The following is a 532-nucleotide window of genomic DNA, read 5'->3' as shown; positions in this document are numbered from 1 at the left end:
TCCAGGACAACGACTACATGCTGGGCAGTGTCACCAATCCCGATCCGGCGGTGCGGAAGAAGGCGCTGAACCATCTGCTGGACTGCGTCGACATCATGGACGTGACCGGGTCGCGGGATCTGAAGCTGTGGTTCTCCGATGGCACGAACTATCCGGGCCAGGATGACATCCGGGCTCGGCAGGACCGGCTGGCCGAGGCTTTGGCGGCCGTGTATGAGCGGCTGGGGGATGACCAGCGGTTCTTGTTGGAGTACAAGTTGTTCGAGCCGGCGTTCTACAGCACTGATGTGCCGGACTGGGGTACCTCGTATGCGCACTGTGTGAAGCTGGGGCCCAAGGCGCAGGTGGTGGTGGACACCGGGCATCACGCGCCGGGTACCAACATCGAGTTCATCGTGGCGTTCTTGCTGCGGGAGGGAAAGCTCGGCGGGTTCGACTTCAACTCCCGGTTCTATGCCGATGATGACCTGATGGTGGGGGCGGCCGATCCGTTCCAGTTGTTCCGGATCATGCATGAGGTCATCCAGGGTGG

The 532-nt window shown here is 61.8% G+C and carries 1 pseudogene; it reads left to right on the top strand.

Going from position 1 to position 532, the window contains the following annotated elements:
• Positions 1-532: pseudogene (locus tag ABEA10_RS50510) on the top strand (L-rhamnose isomerase); the annotation flags it as partial.

Source organism: Actinoallomurus oryzae (genome assembly GCF_039541955.1).
GTDB lineage: Bacteria > Actinomycetota > Actinomycetes > Streptosporangiales > Streptosporangiaceae > Actinoallomurus > Actinoallomurus oryzae.
Note: the sequence above shows the minus strand (reverse complement) of the source record. Positions and strands in the feature narration are given on the sequence as shown.